This is a genomic window from Williamsia sp. MIQD14 (genome assembly GCF_051025635.1).
Lineage (GTDB): Bacteria > Actinomycetota > Actinomycetes > Mycobacteriales > Mycobacteriaceae > Williamsia_A.
Genome location: NZ_JBPFDG010000004.1, coordinates 500,193 through 524,082, shown reverse-complemented (window position 1 = coordinate 524,082; position 23,890 = coordinate 500,193). Strand labels below are relative to the sequence as shown.

Sequence of the window (23,890 nt, the reverse complement as noted above, 5' to 3'; positions counted from 1 at the left end):
CGGCCCCCGCATCTAGAGCGCACCCTTGGTCGACGGCACACCCGTGGCGCGGGGATCCGGTTCGGAGGCGGCGCGCAACGCACGGGCGACCGCCTTGTACTGGGCCTCGGTGATGTGGTGCTGGTCGCGTCCGTAGAGTACGCGGACGTGCAGGGCGATCCGCGCGTTCGTCGCCAACGTCTCGAACACGTGGCGGTTGATCACGGTGTTGTAGGCGACCCCGGGGTTGCCGCCGATCACCGAGGTCAGCAGGTGTTCGGGCTCGCCGGTGTGCACGAAATACGGTCGCCCGGACAGGTCGACCGCGGCGTGGGCCAACGCCTCGTCCATGGGGATCCAGGCGTCACCGAACCTCCGGATGCCGCGCTTGTCACCGAGAGCGAGATCGATGGCCTGACCCAGCACGATCGCGGTGTCCTCGACGGTGTGGTGCGACTCGATGTCGACGTCACCGGTCGCTGAGACGGTGAGATCGAAGCTGCCGTGGGCGCCGAACGCCGTCAGCATGTGGTCGTAGAACGCGACGCCGGTCGAGATGTTCGTCTTCCCGGTCCCGTCGAGGTCGATCTCGACGGCCACCGAGGACTCTCGGGTGACGCGCTCGACGCGCGCACTCCGTCGGGAGGCGCCGGGATCGGTGTCGGTGTCGGTCATCGCAGTACTCCGTCGGTTCGGGGGTCGGATGCGAGCAGGCCCTCGGCGGCCACCTCGGCGGCGGCACGCAGGAAGGCATCGTTCTCGGCGGCCAGGCCGATCGTGGCACGCAGGTGTCCGGGGACGCGGAGGTCACGGATCAACACGCCGCGGTCGAGGAAACGCTGCCACGCGATCGCCGCATCCGTGAGATGCCCGAACAACACGAAGTTCGCATCGGAGTCGACGACGGAGTAGCCGAGCGCAGTCAGCTCGTGGGTGACCCGACCACGTTCGGCGACGATCGCGGCGACGGTTGCCAGCGTCTCGTCGGCGTGGCGCAGGGCCGCCCGCGCGGCGGCCTGCGTGATGGCCGACAGGTGATAGGGCAACCGCACCAGCAGGAGCGACTCCACCAGGGCCGGGGACGCGACGAGGTAGCCGAGACGGCCCCCGGCGAACGCGAACGCCTTGCTCATGGTCCGGGTCACGACGAGGCGGTCGCCGAACTCGTCGATCAACCCGATCGCGCTCGGGCGATCGGAGAACTCGCCGTAGGCCTCGTCGACGATGACGATGCCCGGCGCCACCGACACCACCGCGCGGATGTCGTCGAGCGCCAGCGATTGTCCGGTCGGGTTGTTCGGCGAGGTGAGGAACACGACGTCGGGTGCGCGACGACCGATCTCGGCGACCGCGGCGGTGACGTCGAGGCTGAAGTCGGTCTCGCGGAGCATCTCGACCCAGGTGGTGTCGGTGCCGCCGGTGATGATCGAGTGCATCGAATACGACGGCACGAAGCCGATCGCGGTGCGGCCGGGACCCCCGAAGGCCTGCAGCAGCTGCTGCAGGATCTCGTTGGAACCGTTAGCCGCCCACAGATTCTCGACGCCGAGTTCGACGCCGGTGCGGCCGCTCAGGTAGCGGGCGAGGTCGGCGCGCAACGCGACGGCGTCGCGGTCGGGGTACCGGTGCAGCACCGACGCGGCGTCGCGTACCGATTCGGCGACGTCGTCGATGAGCGCCTGCGACGGCGGGTGCGGGTTCTCGTTGGTGTTCAGCGCGACGGGGACGTCGAGTTGCGGTGCACCGTAGGCGTGTTGCCCGCGCAGGGCCTCGCGCAGCGGGAGGTCGGCGAGGGAGAACCGCGCCCCGGGGGCGGTCACACCGGACTCCCTGATGCCGGGACGTCGGCGAACCGCACCGACACCGCGTCGCCGTGGGCCGGCAGGTCCTCGGCGTGGGCGAGCGCGACGACGTGGGGCGCGACCTCCTGCAGGGCCGAGCGGTCGTAGTCGACGATGTGCACCCCGCGCAGGAAGGTCTGCACCGACAACCCGGAGCTGTGCCGGGCCGAACCGGAGGTCGGCAGAACGTGATTGGAGCCCGCGCAGTAGTCGCCGAGGCTCACCGGCGAGTACCGGCCGACGAAGATGGCACCGGCGTTGCGGACACGGTCGGCGACGGCGGGGGCATCGGCGGTCTGGATCTCGAGGTGCTCGGCGGCGTAGGCGTCGACCACCGCGATCCCGTGGTCGATGTCGTCGACGAGCACGATGCCCGACTGCGCACCGGACAGGGCGGTGCGCACCCGTTCGGCGTGCCGGGTCGTGCCGACCTGTGCGGCCACCTCGGCGTCGACACGGTCGGCGAGCTCGACGCTGTCGGTGACCAACACCGAGGCGGCGAGGACGTCGTGTTCGGCCTGACTGATGAGGTCGGCGGCGACGGAGGTGGCGTCGGCGTCACCGTCGGCGAGGATGGCGATCTCGGTGGGCCCCGCCTCCGAGTCGATCCCGACGACGCTGCGACACAGGCGCTTCGCCGCGGTCACGTAGATGTTGCCCGGACCGGTGATGAGATCGACCGGCGCCAGCTCGGTCCCCGCGTCGGCGTCGGTGGCGAGGTCGGTGCCGCCGTAGGTGAGCAGCGCGACGGCCTGGGCGCCGCCGACCGCCCACACCTCGTCGACACCGAGGAGCGCGCATGCGGCGAGGATCGTCGGGTGCGGCCATCCCCCGTGGGCGGCCTGCGGAGGTGAGGCGACGACGAGCGAGGACACGCCGGCCTCCTGCGCGGGCACCACGTTCATGATGACGCTCGACGGGTAGACGGCATTGCCGCCGGGGACGTAGAGACCGACCCGGGCCACCGGGATCCACTTCTCCGTGACCGATCCGCCGGGGACGACCTCGGTGCGCGTGGTGGACCGACGCTGGTCGGCGTGCACGATCCGCGCGCGGCGGATGGACTCCTCCAGCGCGGTCCGCACGGTGGGGTCGACCGATGCGAGGGCGTGGGCGAGCACCGGCGCGGGCACCCGCACCGACGAGGGCGTCACGCCGTCGAACCGGGCTCCGAACTCCAGCGCCGCGGCGACGCCGTCGTCGCGGACCGCGGCCACCACCGGGGCGACCGTGGAGAGCACCGAGTCGATGTCGGTGCCCCCGCGCGGGAGCGCACGCCGGAGTTCCGCGGCGGTGTGCGCACGGCCGCGGAGGTCGGTTCGGGACAACATTGCGCGGGTCTCCTGCAGGTCGGGTGCGGGGTGGTCGGTGACGGCCACCCTCGACGGTCCACTCAAGGATATGGGGTCCGGCCAGCCGTTTTCGACGCCGGGTACCCGCCGCGAGACGACGACGTCGGCCGCCGGTCACCACCGCGAGGGTGGTGCCCGACGGCCGACGGCAGTCGTTCTCAGGTCACGTCGTGACCCGTTTCACAACGATCAGGCGGACGCCAGCGTCGCGGTGTCGATCACGAAGCGGTACCGGACGTCGGAGGAGACGGCGCGGTCGTAGGCCTCGTTGACCTGATCGGCCGAGATCGTCTCGATCTCCGCGGCGATGTCGTGCTCGGCGCAGAAGTCGAGCATCTCCTGGGTCAGGGCGATGCCACCGACCATGGAGCCCGACAGCGAGCGACGGTTGGTCAGGAGGGCGAACGCGGCGACCTCGAGCGGGTTCTCCGGCACACCGAGCTCGACGAGCGCTCCGTCGATGGCGAGCAGACCGATGTAGTCGGTGAGCGGCAGGTTCACCGACACCGTGTTCAGGATGAGGTCGAACTGACCGGCCAGATCCTTGAACAGCTGCTTGTTGTCCTTGGTGGCGTAGTAGTGGTCGGCACCGAAACGCTTCCCGTCCTCTTCCTTGCTCGTGGTCTGGCTCAGAACGGTGACCTCGGCGCCGAGCGCGTGGGCGATCTTGACGCCGACGTGTCCGAGGCCGCCCATGCCGATGATGGCGACCTTCTTGCCCGGGCCCGCGCCCCACTTCTTCAGCGGTGCGTAGAGGGTGATGCCGGCACACAGCAGGGGTGCGGCGACGTCGAGCTCGATGCCCTCAGGGATCTTCAGGACGAACTTCTCGGTGACGACGACCGACTCCGAGTACCCGCCGTGGGTGAACTCACCCTCGTAGGTCTTCGAGTTGTAGGTCTGGACGACACCCTTCTCGCAGTACTGCTCGTCGCCGTTCTTGCACGGCGCACATTCGCCGCAGGAGTCGACGAAGCAGCCGACGCCGACGCGGTCGCCGACGTTGTGGAGGGTGACCTCGGAACCGACCTCGGCGACGATCCCCGCGATCTCGTGGCCGGGGACGACCGGGTACTTGGTGCCCTTCCACTCGTTACGCGCGGTGTGGATGTCGGAATGGCAGATTCCCGCGAACTTGATGTCGATACGGACATCCTTGGGTCCCAGTTCGCGGCGTTCGATGGTCGAGATGGTGAGCGGGTCGGTCGCTCCGGTGGCGACCACAGCGTTCACAGTTGGCACAGAAATCGTGTCCTTTCGGCCTTGCGGAGCGCGCTGTTCAGCGCGCCGGGACCTCCGGGTCAACATCAGCGTGCGCGAAAATATGCCCAGGTATGCATCCGCGCACGGTTTGTCCGGATCCGCGAGGTGGCGCGGCCGGTCGGGTGTCTACAGGTCGAGGCCGAGATCGAGCACCGTGACCGAGTGGGTCAGCGCGCCGACCGCCAGAAAGTCGACTCCGGTGCGGGCGTAGTCGCCGGCGACATCGATCGACAGGCCCCCGGAGCTCTCGAGCTTCGTGTTCGGGGCACGGGTGTTGCGGCGTTGCACCGCCATCTGTGTCTCCCACAGCGCGAAGTTGTCGAGCAGGACCAGCTGCGCGCCGAGACCGAGGGCCTCGTCGAGCTGGGTCAGGGAATCGACCTCGACCTCCACGGGGAGATCGGGGGCGGCGGCCCGCACGGCCTCCCAGGCCGCGGTCAGTGATCCGGCCGCGGCGATGTGGTTGTCCTTGATGAGGGCCGCGTCTCCCAGGCCCATGCGGTGGTTGACCCCGCCACCGGCGCGTACGGCGTACTTCTGCAGCGCCCGCAGCCCGGGCAGGGTCTTGCGGCTGTCGCGGACCAGCGTGTCGGTGCCGTCGACCTCGGCGACCCAACGTGCGGTCGTGGTGGCGATCCCCGAGAGGTGGCACAGCAGGTTGAGTGCGGTGCGCTCGGCGGTGAGCAGTCCGGAGGTGGGTGCGACGAGCCGCAGCACCACCGTTCCGGGCTCGACGGCGGATCCGTCGGCCACGCGGTCGACCACGGTGAGGTCGGAGCCGATGACGGTGTCGAACACCGCCAGGGCGACGTCGAGCCCCGCGATCACACCGCGGTCGCGGCTGGCGACGACGGCGGTGGTCCGGGCGCCCGCGGGCACGGTCGCGGCGGTGGTCACGTCGGGGCCGTATCGCAGGTCCTCATCGAGTGCGGTCCTGATGACACGGGCGATGTCGTCGGCGTCGAGACCCTGGGCGGCGAACGGATCGGTCATTCACCGCCTCCACCGGGGGTACCGATCTCGATCATCCGGGCCACGCTGGCCCGCGCCGCGTCGGCGACACCACGCTCGAGGTGGACCTCGTCGGTGCCGTCACGCAGGCACCGCAGGAGCGCTTCGGGGGTGATCATCTTCATGTACTTGCACGAGGCCTTGGGGTTGACCGCCTGGAAGTCGATCTGCGGTGCGGCACGACGCAACTGGTGGAGCATGCCGATCTCGGTGGCGACGAGGACCTCGCGGGCACCCGAGGCGCGTGCGGTGTCGAGCATCCCACCGGTGGACAGGATGTGCACCCGGTCCTTCGGTACCGCCCCCTCGCCCGCGAGGTACAGCGCCGATGTCGCGCAACCACATTCGGGGTGCACGTACAGGTCGGCGTCGGGGTGCGCGTTGGCTTGATCGGTGAGTTCGTCACCATTGATCCCGGCGTGGACGTGGCACTCCCCGGCCCAGATGTGCATGTTGGTGCGGCCGGTCTCGCGCTTGACGTGGGCGCCGAGGAACTGGTCGGGCAGGAACAACACGGTGCGGTCGGGATCGATCGAGGCGACCACCTCGACGGCGTTCGACGACGTGCAGCAGATGTCGGTGAGTGCCTTCACCTCGGCCGTGGTGTTGACGTAGGAGACCACCACGGCGTCGGGGAAATCGGCCTTCCACTCGCGCAGCTCGTCGGCGGTGATGGAGTCGGCCAGCGAGCACCCGGCGCGGGCGTCGGGGATCAGGACGGTCTTCTCCGGCGCGAGGATCTTCGCCGTCTCGGCCATGAAGTGGACCCCGCAGAACACGATGGTGTCCTCGGGTGCCGAGGCCGCGATCCGTGACAGGGCCAGCGAGTCGCCGACGTGGTCGGCGACGTCCTGGATCGCCGGGAGCTGGTAGTTGTGCGCCAGCACGGTCGCCCCGCGCAGTGTCGCGAGTCGACGGACCTCGGCGGCCCACCCCGGACCGGGATCGCCGGACGGGTCGACGAGAGGCGTGGTGTCTGCGGCGGGTGCAACAGCGGTCATGACCGCTCTCCTTCGGGACGGGATCTCGATCGCGGGCCGGCGTCGAGCGGTTTTCGACTGTAAGTCGAAAACCTGTCCTCAATGTAGCACCCGCGTCCCGGCGGACGGCGCGGCACGGGACGGGACTCGACATAGACTGTGCGCCATGGAGGCGCCGGGCATCATTCACGAGGTGCTCAGCGCCGTGTTCGCGGTCCGGACCCCGCTCGACCGGTGCACCCCCCACCTCTCGGTCCTGCTGTGGCAACGGGCACGCGACCCCGCGCAGGGCACCTGGTCACTGCCCGGCGGGGTCCTGGGAGTCGACGAGGATCTCACGGCATCGGCACGTCGTCAGCTCGCCGAGAAGGTCGATCTGCGCGAGGTCGCCCACATCGAGCAGTTGTCGGTGTTCTCCGCGCCCGACCGCGTCCCCGGCCCACGTGTCATCGCCTCGACCTATCTCGGTCTGGTGCGGTCGGATTCGACCGCGAACCTCCCCGACGACACCCGGTGGCACGCGGTCCACGACCTCCCCGAGATGAGCTTCGACCACCGCGCGATCGTGACCCAGGCACGCAGCAGGCTCGCCGCCAAACTCTCCTACACCAACATCGCGTTCGCGCTCGCGCCGCGCGAGTTCTCGATGTCGACACTCAGCGACATCTACTGTGCGGCGCTGGGCTATCCGGTCGACGCGACGAACCTGCTGCGCATCCTCAGTCGACGCGGGGTCGTCGGGGCCACCGGTACCACCGGCCGCACAGGTCGTTCCGGCGGTCGTCCGCCCGCTCTGTACCGGTTCGCCGAGAACGGGTTACGCGTCACCGACGAGTTCGCCACCCTGCGTCCGCCCGCCTGAGACCGGCACCCCGAGGTCGGGTTCACGGTCGCAGAGCAGCAGCACCAGACACACGACGAGCGCACCTATGGGGGCGACGACGACGAGCGCCCACGACAGGTCCAGCCCGCCGAACATGTCGAGTCGTGCCGAGGTCAGGCGCAGCGAGGGCGCCGTCTGGAAGTAGTCGCCGACGGCGGTGTCCCCCGGTCCCGCGTGTCGGACACCGGCGACGAGGCCGCCGAGCCACATCCCGACGCCGGCACCGGCCATGGACGCGACGGCGGCGAGGACCGCGGCCGCCGGTCCGCGCAGACGGCGGTCCCACCAGGCGACGACACCGCTGATGACGCCGACGACGCCACTGACGCAGGCGAACAACGCGACGGCGTCGAATCGGTGCACCGTGTCGGCGCCCAGCGATCCGGCCCGGCCCTCGCGGACCACGACCCCGGTGACGCCCGGGGTCAGCAGGCCCCACACGATGCCTCCGACCGCCCCGAGGGCGACGACGACGAGGGCGATCGGCAGGGCTCGCAGAGCGAGTGCGCGCACATCGATGCGTTCGGTGTGGGTGCGCTCGTCGACCGCGACCGGTGCCACCGGCGGGTCGGCGTTCGGGTCGGCGGTCATGCGACACCGAGGGCGTGGGAGTCGACGGTGCCGTGACGGGAGCACCGGGCGGTCCACCCGTCTGGGACCACCTGGACGACCATGCGACGCCCGCACTGCCCGCAGTAGCGCGGCGGCTCGAGTCCGAGTTGCGCTGCCGCGGGCACCTCCTCGGCGCCGGGGGTGTCGAGACGGATACCGGTGTAGACGGCGTAGGACAGCGGCTCGGTCAGCGGCGACGGCGTCGCCGCCCCCGCGTCCCGTTCATCGTTCACCACGGCCATCTCGTCGGATCGCGCTCAGATGCTGTCGTTGAGCGCCTTGATCGGCATCTGCAGATCGACGAGCAGGTCGAGGTCGGCCTCGGCAGGCCGGCCCAGGGTGGTCAGGTAGTTGCCCACGATGACGGCGTTGATGCCACCGAGGATGCCCTGCTTCGCGCCGAGGTCACCGAGGGTGATCTCGCGTCCACCGGCGAAGCGCAGGATGGTGCGTGGCAGGGCCAGACGGAAGGCCGCGACCGCGCGGAGCGCGTCGGCGGCGGGCAGGACGTCGAGGTCACCGAAGGGGGTGCCGGGCCGTGGGTTGAGGAAGTTGAGCGGGACCTCGTCGGGCTCGAGCGCCGCGAGATCGGCCGCGAACTCGGCACGCTGCTCGAGCGACTCACCCATGCCGAGGATGCCGCCGCAGCAGACCTCCATGCCGGCCTCGCGCACCATGCGCAGGGTGCCCTCGCGCTCCTCCCATGTGTGCGTGGTGACCACGTTCGGGAAGTGCGACCGGGCGGTCTCGAGGTTGTGGTTGTAGCGGTGCACACCCATCGCGGCGAGTTCGTCGACCTGCTCCTGGGTCAACATGCCCAGGCTGCAGGCGATCTGGATGTCGACCTCGTTGCGGATGGCCTCGATACCCGCGGCGACCTGGGTCATCAGACGCTTGTCGGGACCGCGGACGGCGGCGACGATGCAGAACTCCGTCGCACCGGTCTTCGCGGTCTGCTTGGCCGCCTCGACCAAGGAGGGGATGTCGATCCACGCGCTGCGCACGGGCGAGGTGAACAGACCCGACTGCGAGCAGAAGTGGCAGTCCTCGGGGCATCCGCCGGTCTTCAGCGAGATGATGCCCTCGACCTCGACCTCCGGGCCGCACCACTTCATGCGCACGTCGTGGGCGAGCTGCAACAGCTCGGTCAGCCGGTCGTCACCGAGACGCAGGACCTCGAGCACCTGATCCTGGCGCAGCGCCTCACCGGCCTCGAGGACCTGTGCACGCGCCACCTCGAGGATGTCGGCCACACCTCCAGCGGCCGCGGGAGCGGCGCCCGCGGGCGTCTGGGGAACTTCTTGGCGGACAGGAGCCTGGGTCACAAGCCCTCCTCGATCACGTCGTACGGACAGCGGATGTCTGGTCAGTGTGCCCTATCCCGACACGAGTCCTGTGACCCACTCGGTGTCGAACCAGGACGGCGCCCGTGACGTGAACTCCGGTCGCGTCATCGCGCCCGCCCCCGCGGGGACGACACCCGCGACGGCCACACCGGTCAGACGAGGCAGGTCATCGCGGTTGCAGCGGGTGGCGAGGTCGGGGTCGGTGGGCCATGACCCGATCACGATCCCGGCCGCGGTGAGGCCCCGGCCGCGCAGCGCGTCGACTGTGAGTTCGGTGTGGTTGAGCGTGCCCAGACCCCCGTCGGCGACGACGACGACCGGCGCGTCCAGCGCCGCGGCGACGTCGAGCAGCGTGAGGTCGGTGGCGAGGCGGACGAGCACGCCACCGGCCCCCTCGACGAGGACGAGGTCGTGATGGCCGGCGGCCTCGGTGACGGCGGCGGTGATGTCGTCGAGGGCCACCATCGCCATCCCGGCGCGGGTCGCCGCGGTCTCCGGGGCCAGCGGTTCGGGGTATCGCGCGCACTCGACGAGGGTGGCGACCCCCGCGAGCCGCTCGACCTCGGCGAGGTCGCCCGGCTCGTCGGCGCCGACACCGGTCTGCACGGGTTTGCACACCGCGACCGTCAGGCCGGCGTCGAAGGCGATGGCGGCCAGCGCCGCGGTCGCGACGGTCTTGCCCACATCGGTCGACGTGCCGGTGACCACGACGACGGTCACCGGTCACCCCGGGTGGGGGTGCCGGCCACCTCGGCGCGGGCCTCGTGGAGCACCTGCGCGACGCGGTCGATCTCGGCGTCGGTGAGGTCGGCGCGCACGGTGAGCCGGATGCGTGAGGTGCCCGGGGGTACCGACGGAGGGCGGAAACACCCGACGAGCACTCCCCGATCGCGACACGCGGCGGCGACGGCCACCGCATCGGCGGGCTCGCCGATGACGACCGACACGACGGCGCCGTCGGGAACGGGCGCGCCGCACCGCTCGGCGAGCCGTCGGGCCGCGGCACGCACGCGGTCGGGCAGTGTCGGTTCGGCGCGCAGCACCCCCAGCGCGGCGGCCGCGGCACCGACGGCGCCCGGGGCGAGCCCGGTGTCGAAGATGAAGCTGCGCGCACGGTCGACGAGGTGGTCCCGGACGGCTGTCGAGGCGGCCACCAGACCGCCCTGCGACCCGAGCGACTTCGACAGCACGGCGGTCACGACGAGATCGGGGGCCCCGGCGAGGCCGAGCTCGTCGACGACTCCCCTGCCGCCGCGGCCGCGGACACCGAGGGCGTGCGCCTCGTCGACGACGAGCACCGCGCCGTGGGCCCGTGCGGCGTCGTGGAGTTCGGCGACCGGGGCGACGGCACCGTCGATGCTGTAGACGGAGTCGGTGACCACCATCGCGCGGGCCTCGGTGCGCGTGGCGAGGATCTCGGCGACCGCTCGGTGGTCGCCGCGGTCGGTGACCACCACCCGCGCCCGCGACAGCCGGCACCCGTCGATCAGGGAGGCGTGGGCACCCCCGTCGCTGACGATGAGATCGCCGCGGCCCATCAGCGAGGAGATGACCCCGACATTGGCGAGATATCCCGAGGAGAACACCAGCGCGGCCTCGGTGCCGAGGAAGTCGGCGAGATCGGCCTCCAGCGCGGTGTGTGCGCCGGTGGTCCCGACCACCAGTCGCGACGCCGTCGCGCCCGCGCCCCAGCGCGTCGTCGCCTCCACGGCGCCGGCGACGACGCGGGGATCCGCCGACAGCCCGAGGTAGTCGTTCGAGGCCAGGTTGAGGGCCGTGTCGTCGGCGGCGCGGGGTGTCAGGACGCGGTGCAGACCGGCGGTCTCGCGGACCTGCGCAGCCTCGGTGAGCCAGTCCAGCGCCGAGGCGGTCCGGACGGTCGGGTCGGAGATCTCGCCGGCGGTCATCGCCCGTCAGCGTCTCACATCACGCGGGCGCCGACGCCGCCTCGTGGGCGTCGACCACCGCGGTGACACCGGCGATGATCGTGGCGAGGTCGGCGTCGTCGCAGATGAACGGCGGCATGGTGTAGACCAGCCGCCCGAACGGTCGCAGCCAGGCTCCCGCGTCGAGGGTGGCGGCGGTCGCGGTGGCCATGTCGACGGGTTCGTCGAGTTCGACCACCCCGATCGCGCCGAGCACCCGGACGTCGGCGACGCCCGGCCGCGACCGCAGCGGTTCGAGACCGGCGGCCAGGACCTCGGCGATGTGGGCGACACGCGTGCGCCAGTCGCCGTCGAGCAGCAGCTGCACCGAGGCGACCGACACAGCGCACGCGAGTGGATTGGCCATGAACGTCGGCCCGTGGGCCAGGACCCCCATCTCGCCCTCGCTGATCACCGTCGCGACATCGGCGGTGCACAGGGTGGCCGCCATCGACAGGTAGCCGCCGGTGAGCGCCTTGCCCACGCACATGATGTCGGGCGCGACGCCGGCATGGTCGGCGGCGAACAGCTCACCGGTGCGGCCGAACCCGGTGGCGATCTCGTCGAAGATCAGCAGCAGGCCGTGGTCGTCGCAGATGCGGCGCAGTTCGACGAGATACCGCGGGTCGTGGAGTCGCATCCCACCGGCGCCCTGGACCACGGGTTCGACGATGATCGCCGCGAGTTCGTCGCGGTGGGTCTCGACGAGGCGCTCGATCTCGGCGACGTGGGCGGGATCGAACCGCGCGGGCGGTGCGGGCGCGAAGACCTGGTCGGTGAGGACACCGGTCCACTGGGCATGCATCCCGCCGTCCGGGTCGCACACGCTCATCGGCGTGAACGTGTCGCCGTGGTAGCCGCCGCGCCACGTCAGCAGTCGTCGCCGTCCGGTGACGCCCTGCCCGCGCCAGTACTGCAGCGCCATCTTCACCGCCACCTCGACCGACACCGAGCCCGAATCGCAGAAGAACACCCGTTGTAGCGGGGCGGGGGTGATGTCGACGAGCAGACGGGCCAGCCGCGCGGCGGGTTCGTGGGTGAGGCCGCCGAACATGACGTGCGCCATCTTCCCGATCTGCGTGCGCACCGCCTCGTCGAGCACGGGATGGGCGTAACCGTGGACCGCGGCCCACCACGAACTCATCCCGTCGACGACCTCGCGGCCGTCGGCCAGATGCAGTCGGGTGCCGCTCGCGGAGTCCACCACCACCGGCGGGGTCGCGGTCGCCGTCATCGAACCGTAGGGATGCCAGATCAGTTCCCGATCGGTCGCGACGATGGCGTCGGCGCTCAAGGGGGTGACGGTCGGGGGGGTGACGGTCAGGGGGTTCACGGTGGTCGGCGATTCGGCGATGGCGGGGGGTGGATCGGCGGGCATCCGTCGAGCGTATCGGTCCGTTTCGCCAGGTCCGACCGGCGTGCCCCGGGGCCGTCGACGTGGAATTCACGCGTCCGAAAGGTACATTGCAACGCGAAGAACAGTTGTGTGGATCGGCGAGAGAGCAGTGGGACTGACGACGTGGTGACCGCCCCGGCACGCTCAGAGGAGCGGACGCAGCGCGACGCCGATCCGGCGTCGGCGTACCGCACCGACCTCGACGGGCTGCGCGGCATCGCGATCGCGCTGGTGGCCTGCTTCCACATCTGGTTCGGCCGGGTCTCCGGCGGTGTCGACGTGTTCCTCACGCTGTCGGGATACTTCTTCGTCGGTTCGCTCCTCAAACACGTGATCGTCAGCCAGAGCCCGTCGGTGTCGCTGGCGACGGCGGTCAACCCGGTGCGCCGCCTCACCCGCCTGGCCCGGCGCCTGCTGCCCGCACTCGTCACCGTGCTGTTGGTCGTCACCGTCCTCACGGTGGTCGTTCTGCCGCAGACCCGGTGGGTCGCCACCGGCCGCGAGGTGATCGCGAGCGCGCTGTACTACCAGAACTGGTTCCTGGCGTTCAATTCGCAGGACTACACCGCGGCGAGCTCGGCGAACAGTCCGCTGCAGCACCTGTGGTCGATGTCGGTGCAGGGCCAGTTCTTCGTCGTCACCATCCTCACCGCACTCGCGTTCGCCGGACTCCTCAAGCTCGCGTCGTCGGTGCTGCCCGCGGTGCGCAGGCCCGCGGTCATCCGGGCGATCGTCGCGCTGGCGATCCTCGCCGTCGCGGCCGTGTCCTTCTACTGGGCGCACATGCGGATGCCGATCAACCAACCGTTCAACTATTACGACACGATCGCGCGGACCTGGGAACCGCTCGCCGGCGGGCTCCTCGCGGTCTGGATGCCCCGCGTGCGCGTCCCGGCGTGGATCCGCAACACCGTCGCCGTCGCGGCGCTCGGCCTCATCGTCACCTGCGGGTGGTGGATCGTGGGTGTCGATTCCTACCCCGGACCGCTCGCCCTCGTGCCCGTACTGGCGACGCTGGCCATCATCTGGTCGGGTGCCACCGCCACCCAGCGCGGCGACCGGGTCGCCATGCCCGTCGTCAACCGAGGCCTGGCCTCGCGTTTCCCGGTGTGGCTGGGCTCCATCTCGTACGCGCTGTACCTGTGGCACTGGCCGCTGCTGATCTTCTATCTGGCCTGGCGCCAGAAGAACTCGGCGTCGTTCGTCGAGGGTGTCGTGTTGATCGCCGTCTCGATCGGTCTGGCGTGGTCGACGAAGCGGTGGGTCGAGGACCCGCTGCGCGCACCGCGGTCGGCGAACGCCTCGGGAAAGACAGGTGTGCCCGATCACCGTCTCGCCGACGGCGCGGGCACCGCCGCCTCGCTGCGCGATCCGGTGCTCGCCGGCCGGGCCCGTCACCGACGCGTACGTCGAGCTGTCTCCTATGCGGGCGTGCTGACCTCGGTACTGGTGGTCGGTGTGCTCGTCGCCGGGGTGGGGATCACCGCGTGGCAGAAGCACGTCGACGGCATCACCGTCGACACCCGCAACCTCGACCCGACGATCTATCCCGGCGCACGGGCATTCCTCGAGGGCGCTCCGGTCCCCCACGTCGACCCGGCGCCGAAGGCACTCGAGGTCCTCAAGGACCTGCCCGAGACGTCGTACGACGGGTTCATCAGCAACTTCACCGACCCCGCGCTGCGCGTCGGGGTCTACGGCGACCCCACCGCGACGCGCACGATCGCCCTCGCCGGCGGATCGCACGCCGAGTACTGGATCTCCGCGCTCGACCTGTTGGGCAAGCAGTATCACTTCAAGGTCACCACCTACCTCAAGATGGGCTGCCCGCTCTCGACCGATCCGGCGCCGGAGGAGAACGGCGTCCCCTACCCGCAGTGCGCCGAATGGGTGCGCGGCACCATGCGTCGCATCATCGCCGACCGTCCCGACGCGGTGTTCACCAACTCGACGCGCCCCCGCGACGGCATCATCGGCGAGTGGGTGCCACCGGACTACATGGGCATCTTCGATCAGTTCAACCGGGCCGGCATCCCGGTTCTCGGCGTGCGCGACAGCGTGTGGCCGCACAACGGCAAGGGCGCCATCGACAGCCCCACCTGCCTGGCCAACGGCGGTAGCGCCAAGAGTTGCGGGACCTCCCGTGCCACCGCCTACGGGGCGGTCAACCCGACCGACGCCGTCGTCGCGCAGTTCCCCAACCTGCACCCGATCGACCTGAGCCGCGGCTGGTGCGACGACACCTTCTGCCCCGCCATCATCGGCAACGTCACCGTCTATCACGACTGGCACCACCTCAGCGCCACCTTCGTCCGCAGCCTGGCTCCGGAGCTCCAGCGCCAGCTGCAGGCCGTGTTCCCCTGGGCCTGAGCCTGTTTCGGCGACATCGCGACCCACGCCCGCGGGAACGCCGCCTGTGATGCACCCCGTCCCGAGATGAGCGCACCGCCGGTGGCGGCTAGTGTCGGTACATGAACTCGCGAGGGTGGGAATGACCGAAGCTCCCGGCACCACCGACACCGGTGCCCCGGCCCCGGCCCCTGATCAGCTGATGGTCTGGCCCGGGACGGCCTATCCACTCGGCGCGACCTACGACGGCGCGGGGACCAATTTCTCGGTGTTCTCCGAGGTGGCGACCGCGGTGGAGCTGTGCCTGATCTCCCCCGAGGGCGCCGAGACCCGCGTACGTCTCGACGAGGTCGACGGCTACGTGTGGCACTGCTACCTGCCGTCCGTCGCGCCGGGCCAGCGCTACGGCTTCCGCGTACACGGCCCCTACGACCCGGCGAACGGCCTGCGGTGCGACCCGTCGAAACTCCTCGTCGACCCGTACGGCAAATCGTTCTTCGGTGAGTTCGACGGCGACCGGTCGCTCTACTCCTACGCGATCGAACTCCCCGGCGACGAGGCCGCGGACACCGCGGCCGGTGACAGCGGCGCCGACGAGGCCACGGAGGTCGCCGACGGTGTCGTCACCGCGCCGGAACAGCAGCAGAAGCAGGCCGCCACCGCCGCCCCGGCAGAACCCGAGCCCGTCCCCGAACCGGTCGAGCCCGAGGAGGAATCGGTGCACGACGGCAACGCCATCGACGCCGACTTCGCCGACCCCGAGGTCCCCGGCCTCCCGGGACTGGACTCCCTCGGCCACACCATGACCTCGGTGGTCATCAACCCCTTCTTCGACTGGCAGCACGACCGCGCGCCGAATCGGCCGTATCACGAGACCGTCATCTACGAGGCGCACGTCAAGGGCATGACCGCGACCCATCCCGAGGTGCCCGAGCAACTCCGCGGCACCTACGCGGGCCTCGCGCATCCGGCGATCATCGACCACCTCACCGATCTCGGTGTCACCGCGATCGAGCTGATGCCGGTGCACCAGTTCCTGCAGGACCAGACGCTGCTCGACCAGGGGCTCCGGAACTACTGGGGCTACAACAGTTTCGGCTTCCTCGCCCCGCACGGCGGGTACGCGTCGAACACGCGCGCCGGCGGCGAGGTCACCGAGTTCAAGGCCATGGTGCGCTCGTTCCACGAGGCGGGCATCGAGGTCATCCTCGACGTGGTCTACAACCACACCGCGGAGGGCAATCACATGGGCCCGACGATCTGTATGCGCGGCATCGACAACGCCGCCTACTACCGCCTCGTCGACGGCCAGCCCGAGATGTACATGGACTACACCGGGACCGGCAACAGCCTCAACGTGCGCCACCCGCACACGCTGCAGCTCATCATGGACTCGCTGCGCTACTGGGTGCTCGAGATGCACGTCGACGGTTTCCGTTTCGATCTCGCCTCGACGCTGGCCCGCGAGCTGCACGACGTCGACAAGCTCTCGGCCTTCTTCGATCTCGTCCAGCAGGACCCGGTGGTCAGTCAGGTCAAACTGATCGCCGAACCGTGGGACGTGGGCGAGGGCGGGTACCAGGTCGGCAACTTCCCGGGCCTGTGGACCGAGTGGAACGGCAAGTACCGCGACACCGTGCGCGACTACTGGCGCGGCGAGCCCGCGACACTCGGCGAGTTCGCCTCCCGGCTCACCGGGTCGTCGGATCTGTACGAGGACACCGGGCGCCGGCCCGGCGCCAGCATCAACTTCGTCATCGCCCACGACGGTTTCACGCTGCGGGACCTGGTGTCCTACAACGAGAAACACAACGAGGCGAACGGCGAGGACAACCGCGACGGGGAGAGCCACAACCGGTCGTGGAACTGCGGCGTCGAGGGTCCCACCGACGACCCGCAGATCGAGGAGTTGCGCGGACGCCAACAGCGCAACATCCTGGCGACGCTGGTGCTCAGCCAGGGCACGCCGATGATCGCCCACGGCGACGAGATGGGCCGCACCCAGCAGGGCAACAACAACGTCTACTGCCAGGACTCCGAGCTGTCGTGGATGGACTGGTCGCTGGCGGAGAAGAACTCCGATCTCGTCGCCTTCACCCGCGCCGCCATCGCTTTGCGCGCCGAACACCCCGTGTTCCGACGTCGACGCTTCTTCGCCGGACGTCCCATCCGCTCGGGCGATCAGGCCCGCGACATCGCCTGGCTCACCCCGGCCGGCGCGGAGATGAACGAGGAGGACTGGGACTCGGGCTTCGGCAAGAGCCTCGCGGTGTACCTCAACGGAGAAGGTATCGGCGAGAAGGACGTTCGCGGTCGTCCCGTCGTCGACGACACCTTCCTGTTGTGCTTCAACGCCCACCACGAACCGCTCGACTTCGTGTTGCCGTCGAGCTACTACGGGTCGGAATGGGTCGGCGTCCTCGACTCGGCGTCGGCGACCGGTGCCACCACCGTGGCCGCCTCGAGCGGGCACACGGTGACCGTGCGCGACCGCTCATTGCTCGTGCTCCGCAAGGCCGGCTGAGCGGTGTCGGGAACACAGACCGCGGACGGTGCCGAGATGACCTCTCCCGCATCGCGACCGGCCTTCGTCGCGACCTACCGCCTGCAGCTGAACGCCGACCTCACCTTCGCCGACGTCGTCGACCTGCTGCCCCACATCGCCGCCCTGGGCGTCAGTCACCTCTACCTGTCGCCGATCGGCACCGCGATGGCCGGGTCGACGCACGGATACGACTGGGTGCCACCGCCGGAGGTGTCACCGGTCCTCGGTGGGATCGACGGCCTGCGTGCACTGCGTGGCGCCGCCCGGGCGGCGGGGCTGGGGATCATCGTCGACATCGTGCCCAACCACACCGGTGTGGAGGACCCGCGACAGAACCCGTGGTGGTGGGACGTGCTCACCCACGGTCGCGACTCGGCCTACGCCCCCTACTTCGACATCGACGTCGCGAGCGACAACGGCGCAGACGGGCGTATCGCGCTGCCGGTGCTCGGTGACGCCGCCGACCTCGACGCCCTCACCATCGACACCAGCTCGGGCACAGCGGAACTGGCGTTCTACGAGCACCGCTTCCCGCTGACGCCGGGCACCGACACCTCCGACGCGCGCGCCGCCCACGACGCCCAGCACTACCGTCTGGTGCCCTGGGACGTCGGCCTCATCGGCTACCGGCGGTTCTTCGCCGTCAACGGTCTCGCCGGGATGCGGCAGGAGGAACCCGCGGTCTACGACGCGACACACACCCTGGTGCGCACGTTGATCGCCGACGACCTCACCGACGGCCTGCGCGTCGACCATCCCGACGGCCTGACCGACCCGGTCGGCTACCTCGCGCGCCTCCGGGCCGACATCGGCGAGGACCGCCTGCTGCTGATCGAGAAGATCCTCTCCACCGACGAGGACCTCGATCCGTCGCTGCCGGTCGACGGGACCACCGGCTACGAGGCGCTGCGCGTGCTCGACGGTGTGCTGATCGACCGCTCGGCGGCCGAGTCGTTCACCGCTGTCCACCAGGCGATCACCGGCAACTCCGGCGATCGCGCCTGGATCGACGAGCACGAACACGCCGTCAAGCTCGACACCCTGCGGGAGATGTTCGGGGCTGAACGCGCCCGCCTGCGCCGCGCGATCGTCGCGACCATCGACAGCGGGGCGCCGCCCGTGGACGCCGCGGACCTCGATGCCGCGATCGGCGAGGTGGTCGCGTCGCTCGGCGTGTACCGCGCCGACTACCCGACCCTGCGCCAACGCCTCATCGACACCTTCGCCGAGGTGGAACGGCGTCGCCCCGACCTGTCGGCGGCACTCGACGCGATCGAGTCCGCGGTGGCCGTCGACGGCGAGGCCTCGGCGCGCCTGGCCCAGGTCTGCGGTGCGACCACAGCGAAGAGTGTCGAGGACTGCCTGTTCTACCGCACCGCGCGGCTGGTGAGCCTGCAGGAGGTGGGCGGCGACCCCGGACTGTTCGGGACCTCCGTCGCCGACTTCCACGCCTTCTGCGTCGCCCGCGCCCGTGACTGGCCCTCGGCGATGACCACGCTGTCGACCCACGACACCAAGCGCGGCGAGGACGTCCGCACCCGTATCGGTCTGCTCACCCGCCATCCCGACCGGTGGCGGGCGCTGGCCGATCGGATGGTGTCGACCACCCCACCGCCGGACGCGACCACCGGACTGTTCCTGCTGCAGAACATCATTGGTGTGTGGCCGCTCGACGGCGCACCGGTGTCGGCCGGACTGCGCGAGCGTCTGCACGACTACACGACCAAGGCGATCCGCGAGGCCGGGATGATCACCACCTGGACCGGGGTCGACACCGAGGTCGAGGAGCGGGTCCACGCCTGGGTCGACGCGGTGCTCGACGGACCCGTGGGCGCCGACGTCGCGACGCTGGTGGCCGATCTGCGGACCGAGATCGTCGACGCCTGCGTGGTCCACAAGGCGCTCGGGCTGTTCATGCCCGGCTTCGGTGACGTGTATCAGGGCACCGAGTGGTTCGAGGACAGCCTCGTCGATCCCGACAACCGTCGACCCGTCGATTATTCGCAGTCCCTCGACCACCCCAAGACCGCGATGGTCACCGTCGCATTGGCCGTGCGGCGCGGCCACCGCGAATCCTTCGGGCCGGGTGGGCGTTACGTGCCGCTGGCCGCCCATGGCGCCGCCTCCGACGAGGTGATCGCGTTCGCCCGCGGGCACGCCGAGGAACTCGACGTCGTCGTGGTGGCCGCACGCGCCGCGGTCGAACGCCTCGGCGATCCGACCGGCACGACCGTCGAACTCCCCGAGGGCAGATGGCGTTCCCCCATCACCGGTGCGGCCGCGGTCGGTACCGTCGACGTGGCGACGCTGTGGTCCGCCGGACCCGTCGCCGTTCTCGAACGCGTCGCCTGAGAGGAACTGCCGTGGGTCTCGTCGCCGGAATCGACTCCTCGACCCAGTCGTGCAAGGTCGTCGTCCGCGACGCCGACGACGGAACCCTTGTCCGGTCCGGGCGTGCCGACCACCCTGCAGGCACCGAGATCGACCCGCGCGAGTGGGCGCAGGCGATGGACGCGGCGATCGCGGACGCCGGCGGCATCGACGATGTCGACGCGGTCGCCGTCGGGGCGCAGCAGCACGGCATGATCTGCCTCGACCGCGACGGCGAACCGGTTCGGGATGCGCTGCTGTGGAACGACACCCGCTCGGCACAGGCCGCGAACGACCTCATCGACGAACTCGGTGGCGCGGCGGCCTGGGCCGAGCGCATCGGGGTGGTGCCGGTCGCGTCGATCACCGCGACCAAACTGCGATGGCTGGCCGACGCCGAGCCGCACCACGCCGACGCGACCGCGGCGGTGTGCCTGCCCCACGACTGGCTGACCTGGCGCCTGCGCGGGAGCACCGACATCGCCGACCTCACCACCGATCGCAGCGACGCCAGCGGCACCGGCTATTTCTCGGCGGAGACCGGCGAGTACGACCATGACCTGCTGTCGAGGGCGCTGCGGGATCGGACACCGACACTGCCCACGGTCCTCGGTCCGCACGACTCCCCCGGTGACACGACCAATGGGGCCCGCCTCGGTGCCGGCGCCGGCGACAACGCCTCGGCGGCACTGGCGTTGGACGCCCAGCCCGGCGACGTGATCGTCTCACTGGGCACCTCGGGAGTCGTGTCGGCGGTGACCGACGTCGGCTCCCACGACGCGGCGGGCTACGTCGCCGGGTTCGCCGACGCCACCGGGCGTCAACTCCCGCTGGTGTGCACCCTCAACGGGGCCCCGGTACTCGCATCGATCGCCCGGATGCTCGGCGTCGATCTCGACACCTTCTCCGACCTCGCCCTGTCGGCACGTCCGGGATCGGAGGGGGCGACGCTCATCCCGTATCTCGAGGGCGAACGCTCCCCGAATCTCCCCGACGCGCGCGCGACCCTGTCCGGCCTCACGATGGCCAACACCACCCCGGCGACCATCGCGCGTGCCGCCGTCGAGGGTCTGCTCTGCTCGCTCGCCGACGGACTCGGTTTCATCGTCGCCCAGGGCGTGTCGGCCCGGCGCATCATCCTCGTCGGCGGCGGTGTCCGCTCCCGCGCGGTCCGCGAGATCGCCCCGGCGGTCTTCGGCCTGCCCGTGCTGGTGCCCGAACCGGGTGAATACGTCGCCGACGGTGCCGCACGCCAGGCCGCGTGGGCGCTCACCGGGGACGACACCCCGCCGCGGTGGGCGCTGTCGGCGACCGAGCGGTTCGAGGGCGATCACGACCCGTCGATCCTCGAGCAGTACCGCGCCGCACAGGCACAGACCTACCGCTGACCCGCCGACCGTGCACGTCGCCGCGTCGACGGCGTGGTCAGCGGTCGTGGAGGAGGGTCTCCAGGGTGGCGCGGGCGCCGTTGTCGCGCAGACTGCGCAGCGCCCACGTGTACGGCTCCATGAAGTCGTCGCGGTCGGCGAGATCGCCGAAGAGGTCGGTGACGCCGACGAACGCGCGGGGGTCGTCGCGACTGGCCTGCGCCAGGGGCATCAGGAGATCCCGTCGCTGGTCGACGATCTCGATCGGCGCGCCCTGTTCGTCGACCCCCTCGGCATACCGGGTCCAGGCCGCCACCACCGCGGCCGAGCACGCGACCGAGCCGCCGTCGTCGAGACGTTCGGCGATCACCGGCACCAGCCACTGCGGGATGCGGTCGGAGGACTCGGCACACAGACGGGCGATGGTGTCCCCGATGGCGGGGTTGGCGAAGCGTTCGATGAGGGTGTCGATGTAGTCGTCGAGATCGACACCGGGCACGGCGGCGAGCGTGGGTCGCCCCTCGGTCTGCATGTAGGCCCGCAAGAGTTTCTCCAGCAACGGATCCCGCGCCGCCTCGTCGACGAGCCGGTATCCCATGAGGTGCCCGAAGTAGCAGAGCGTCTGGTGGCCCGCGTTGAGCAACCGCAGCTTCATCAGCTCGTAGGGCGCGACGTCGGCCACCATCTGCACACCCACCGCCTCGAATGCCGGCCGCCCGTCGGAGAACTCGTCCTCGAGAACCCACTGGGTGAACGGTTCCGCCACCACCGGCCACCGGTCGGTGACACCGGTGCGCGCGGACACCTCGTCGGCCAGACCCGCCGGGGTGGCGGGGGTGATGCGATCGACCATCGAGTTGGGGAACGCGGTGTGCAGTTCCATCCACTCGGCGAGCTCGGGATCGGCGGCGCCGGCGAAGGCTGTGAACACCCGGCGCGCCATGTGGCCGTTGCCGGGGATGTTGTCGCACGACATCACCGTGAACGAGGCGACGCCCCGGGCGCGACGTCGCCGCAGTGCCTCGGTGATCAGACCGAACGTCGTGCGCGGGATCGCGTTCGGGACGAGATCGGCGGCCACGTCGGGCGCCGACAGGTCGAACTCGCCCGTCGAACTCGAGATGTTGTACCCGCCCTCGGTGACGGTCAGCGAGACGATGCGTGTGGTCGGCGCCGCCATCGTCTCGATCACCTTCTCCGGGTCGTCGGGGGCGAAGAGATAGTCCACGATCGACCCGATGACGGAGGTCTCGACGACGCCGTCGGGGTGTTTCAGTGTCAGCGTGTAGAGGCCGTCCTGCGGTCCGAGCGCGTCTCGCATCCGCGCGTCACCGGGGAGCACACCGACGCCGCAGATCGACCACGGCGGCGTGGGTGTCGCGGCGAGCAGCCGGTCCACATACATCGCCTGGTGCGCGCGGTGGAACCCGCCGACCCCGAAGTGGACGATGCCGCAGGGGTTCTCGTGCCGCGGATAGCGAGGCACCGAGACCGACCCGATCCGAGCGAGGTGCTCGTCGTCGAGGGGGGTGATAGGTCCCACCGATGCACTGTCGACCGTCTGCGTCATGACGCCTTCTCCTCTTCGGTGTGCCCGTGATCCTGGTGTCCGGTCCCCTGCTGCCCCGAGAGACGCTGGGGGAAGACCACGGCCTTGATGCTGCCCTCGACGCGGTCGGCGTCGAGGGCGTCGGCGACCTCGTCGAGGGCGAACTGTCCGGTGACCATCGCGTCGAGGTCGACGAGCCCCGCGGTCACCAGGGCGGTGGCGGTGGGCCACGTGTTGGCGTAGCGGAAGACGCCGGTCAGGACCAGTTCGCGGTTCTGGACCGTCGACACCGGGATGGTGAGGGCGGAGGCCCCCATGCCCACGAGGACGACCCGTCCGGCCGGGCGTACGACACCGATGCCGGCGGTGATGGCCGAGGGCGCCCCGGAGGCGTCGACGAACGCGTCGAACGGATCGAGTCCTGCGACCTCGTCCGGACCGACGACGGCTGTCGCACCGAATCGCGCGGCTGTCTCGAGCCGGGCGGCGTCGATGTCGGACACCACGATCCGTGTCGCCCCGTGGGCGCGCGCGACCTCCGCACAGACCAGCCCGATCGGTCCCGCGCCGGCGATCAGCACCGACCCACCGACGGTGACGCCGGACTTGCGGATCGACGCGATCCCGACCGAGAGCGGTTCGAACAGCGCCGCCGCGACGTCGCCGACCGAGTCCGGGACCGGGTGGGCGAAGGCTGCGCCGATGGTCGCGTACTGGGCGAGGGCACCGTCGATCGGAGGGGTCGCGTAGAACTCCATGTGCGGGCAGAGGTGGTAGTCGCCTCGCCGGGACTCCACCGAATCCGGGTCGGGCCGTTGGGGTTCGATCGACACCCGCTCGCCGATCCGTGACGGCGACACCCCGTCGCCCACCGCGACGATGCGCCCCGACGCCTCGTGGCCGAGCACGATCGGTCCGGTCACGACGTGATCGCCGATGCGGCCGTGGCGGTAGTAGTGCGCGTCGGATCCGCAGACCCCGACCGCGGCGATCTCGACGAGCACGTCGCCGGGAACCGGCGTCGGCACCGGCCGTGTCTCGGTCTCGACGCGACCGGTCTCGACCAGCACCGAGACGGTCATCGTGTCGGGAACTTCCGGTTTCCGCGGCGAAAGTGTTGTC

Annotated in this window: 19 protein-coding genes; 5 read left to right on the top strand and 14 right to left on the bottom strand. The window is 70.4% G+C overall.

Annotated elements, in window-relative coordinates; translation table 11 throughout:
- Window positions 1-12: 12 nt before the first annotated feature.
- The 6 genes from hisB to nadA all read right to left on the bottom strand — a co-directional run bounded on the left by hisB (window position 13) and on the right by nadA (window position 6,447).
- A complete protein-coding gene (gene hisB, locus ACQ7HM_RS17035; RefSeq protein WP_434217404.1) occupies window positions 13-654 on the bottom strand; it encodes an imidazoleglycerol-phosphate dehydratase HisB in 642 nt (213 codons plus the stop codon).
- Window positions 651-1,799: a histidinol-phosphate transaminase gene (locus ACQ7HM_RS17030; protein ID WP_434217403.1), complete on the bottom strand. Its 1,149-nt coding sequence runs from the start codon at window positions 1,797-1,799 to the stop codon at window positions 651-653. Before ACQ7HM_RS17030 ends, hisB begins: the two co-directional genes overlap by 4 nt.
- On the bottom strand, window positions 1,796-3,151 hold the full coding sequence (hisD, locus tag ACQ7HM_RS17025) for a histidinol dehydrogenase (protein WP_434217511.1): 1,356 nt from the start codon (window positions 3,149-3,151) through the stop codon (window positions 1,796-1,798). The genes ACQ7HM_RS17030 and hisD overlap by 4 nt, the downstream gene beginning before the upstream one ends.
- Before the next feature lie 210 nt (window positions 3,152-3,361).
- The gene (locus tag ACQ7HM_RS17020) at window positions 3,362-4,414 is read right to left on the bottom strand and encodes an NAD(P)-dependent alcohol dehydrogenase (protein WP_434217402.1); all 1,053 of its coding nucleotides are present in this window, start codon (window positions 4,412-4,414) and stop codon (window positions 3,362-3,364) included.
- A 147-nt stretch (window positions 4,415-4,561) separates the two neighbouring features.
- Window positions 4,562-5,428, bottom strand: coding sequence for a carboxylating nicotinate-nucleotide diphosphorylase (gene nadC / locus ACQ7HM_RS17015; protein ID WP_434217401.1), 867 nt, complete (start codon window positions 5,426-5,428; stop codon window positions 4,562-4,564).
- Complete coding sequence (nadA, locus tag ACQ7HM_RS17010) at window positions 5,425-6,447, bottom strand: quinolinate synthase NadA (protein ID WP_434217400.1); 1,023 nt, start codon at window positions 6,445-6,447, stop codon at window positions 5,425-5,427. Before nadA ends, nadC begins: the two co-directional genes overlap by 4 nt.
- A gap of 145 nt (window positions 6,448-6,592) precedes the next feature.
- On the opposite strand from nadA, the gene ACQ7HM_RS17005 reads away from it, so the two are divergent.
- Complete coding sequence (locus ACQ7HM_RS17005; protein WP_434217399.1) at window positions 6,593-7,288, top strand: NUDIX hydrolase; 696 nt, start codon at window positions 6,593-6,595, stop codon at window positions 7,286-7,288.
- Here the strand turns inward: ACQ7HM_RS17005 and ACQ7HM_RS17000 are convergent.
- From ACQ7HM_RS17000 to ACQ7HM_RS16975, 6 genes are read right to left on the bottom strand one after another with little or no spacing between them, the layout of a single operon-like run.
- A complete protein-coding gene (locus ACQ7HM_RS17000) occupies window positions 7,244-7,900 on the bottom strand; it encodes a DUF2567 domain-containing protein (protein WP_434217398.1) in 657 nt (218 codons plus the stop codon). The two genes, ACQ7HM_RS17005 and ACQ7HM_RS17000, sit on opposite strands and share 45 nt — an antisense overlap.
- Complete coding sequence (locus tag ACQ7HM_RS16995; RefSeq protein WP_434217397.1) at window positions 7,897-8,154, bottom strand: hypothetical protein; 258 nt, start codon at window positions 8,152-8,154, stop codon at window positions 7,897-7,899. Before ACQ7HM_RS16995 ends, ACQ7HM_RS17000 begins: the two co-directional genes overlap by 4 nt.
- Window positions 8,155-8,178: 24 nt before the next feature.
- Window positions 8,179-9,246, bottom strand: coding sequence for a biotin synthase BioB (gene bioB / locus ACQ7HM_RS16990; protein ID WP_434217396.1), 1,068 nt, complete (start codon window positions 9,244-9,246; stop codon window positions 8,179-8,181).
- 51 nt (window positions 9,247-9,297) lie between these two features.
- Window positions 9,298-9,987, bottom strand: coding sequence for a dethiobiotin synthase (bioD, locus tag ACQ7HM_RS16985; protein WP_434217395.1), 690 nt, complete (start codon window positions 9,985-9,987; stop codon window positions 9,298-9,300).
- Window positions 9,984-11,174, bottom strand: a complete 1,191-nt coding sequence (locus tag ACQ7HM_RS16980) for an 8-amino-7-oxononanoate synthase (RefSeq protein ID WP_434217394.1) — start codon at window positions 11,172-11,174, stop codon at window positions 9,984-9,986. The genes bioD and ACQ7HM_RS16980 overlap by 4 nt, the downstream gene beginning before the upstream one ends.
- A gap of 19 nt (window positions 11,175-11,193) precedes the next feature.
- A complete protein-coding gene (locus tag ACQ7HM_RS16975; RefSeq protein ID WP_434217510.1) occupies window positions 11,194-12,486 on the bottom strand; it encodes an adenosylmethionine--8-amino-7-oxononanoate transaminase in 1,293 nt (430 codons plus the stop codon).
- 225 nt (window positions 12,487-12,711) lie between these two features.
- On the opposite strand from ACQ7HM_RS16975, the gene ACQ7HM_RS16970 reads away from it, so the two are divergent.
- The 4 genes from ACQ7HM_RS16970 to ACQ7HM_RS16955 all read left to right on the top strand — a co-directional run bounded on the left by ACQ7HM_RS16970 (window position 12,712) and on the right by ACQ7HM_RS16955 (window position 21,240).
- Window positions 12,712-14,958, top strand: a complete 2,247-nt coding sequence (locus ACQ7HM_RS16970) for an acyltransferase family protein (RefSeq protein ID WP_434217393.1) — start codon at window positions 12,712-12,714, stop codon at window positions 14,956-14,958.
- A gap of 121 nt (window positions 14,959-15,079) precedes the next feature.
- Window positions 15,080-17,461 (top strand): glycogen debranching protein GlgX, encoded by a 2,382-nt coding sequence (gene glgX, locus ACQ7HM_RS16965; protein WP_434217392.1) that lies wholly within the window; start codon window positions 15,080-15,082, stop codon window positions 17,459-17,461.
- A gap of 36 nt (window positions 17,462-17,497) precedes the next feature.
- A complete protein-coding gene (gene treY / locus ACQ7HM_RS16960) occupies window positions 17,498-19,834 on the top strand; it encodes a malto-oligosyltrehalose synthase (RefSeq protein WP_434217391.1) in 2,337 nt (778 codons plus the stop codon).
- 11 nt (window positions 19,835-19,845) lie between these two features.
- Entirely contained in the window at window positions 19,846-21,240 is a 1,395-nt protein-coding gene (locus tag ACQ7HM_RS16955; protein ID WP_434217390.1) for a xylulokinase, read from the top strand.
- 37 nt (window positions 21,241-21,277) lie between these two features.
- On the opposite strand, the gene ACQ7HM_RS16950 is transcribed toward ACQ7HM_RS16955, so the two are convergent.
- Both ACQ7HM_RS16950 and ACQ7HM_RS16945 read right to left on the bottom strand, forming a co-directional pair.
- Window positions 21,278-22,789: a mannitol dehydrogenase family protein gene (locus tag ACQ7HM_RS16950; RefSeq protein ID WP_434217389.1), complete on the bottom strand. Its 1,512-nt coding sequence runs from the start codon at window positions 22,787-22,789 to the stop codon at window positions 21,278-21,280.
- Complete coding sequence (locus tag ACQ7HM_RS16945; RefSeq protein ID WP_434217388.1) at window positions 22,786-23,850, bottom strand: NAD(P)-dependent alcohol dehydrogenase; 1,065 nt, start codon at window positions 23,848-23,850, stop codon at window positions 22,786-22,788. Before ACQ7HM_RS16945 ends, ACQ7HM_RS16950 begins: the two co-directional genes overlap by 4 nt.
- Between the last annotated feature and the right edge of the window lie 40 nt (window positions 23,851-23,890).